The organism is Streptomyces caelestis, from assembly GCF_001279005.1.
GTDB lineage: Bacteria > Actinomycetota > Actinomycetes > Streptomycetales > Streptomycetaceae > Streptomyces > Streptomyces heliomycini.
Genome location: NZ_LGCN01000088.1, coordinates 1 through 386, shown reverse-complemented (window position 1 = coordinate 386; position 386 = coordinate 1). Strand labels below are relative to the sequence as shown.

The following is a 386-nucleotide window of genomic DNA, read 5'->3' as shown; positions in this document are numbered from 1 at the left end:
CGCGCGGACGGAGGCGGCGTCCACGATCGCCGAGGTCCAGTCCACCTCGCCGCGGGCGCCGAGTTCGTCCAGAACGGCCTGGTGCAGCCGTCGCCACAGTCCGTCCTTGGTCCATGCGGAGAACCGGCGATGGGCGGTGGCCGGCGAGACACCGAATGTCTCCGGCAGGTGCCGCCAGGCACAGCCGCTGGTCAGCACGTACACCACGGCCGTGAACACCGCTCGCTCATCCACCGGGGCCGTGCCTCCGCCTTGCGGACGGGAAGCGAACGAAGGCAGCAACGGTGCGACGAGCGACCAGAGTTCGTCAGGAACCAACCGCTGCGACAAACCAACACCCATGGCACGGCATCATGCCGCATCAACCTCACACCACGTGAGACAAG

1 protein-coding gene is annotated in these 386 nt (G+C 67.9%); it reads right to left on the bottom strand.

The window, feature by feature from the left end; genetic code table 11:
- A partial coding sequence (locus tag ADK41_RS41610) for a transposase (RefSeq protein ID WP_053670225.1) occupies nucleotides 1-342 on the bottom strand: 342 nt, incomplete at its 3' end.
- Nucleotides 343-386: the final 44 nt, after the last annotated feature.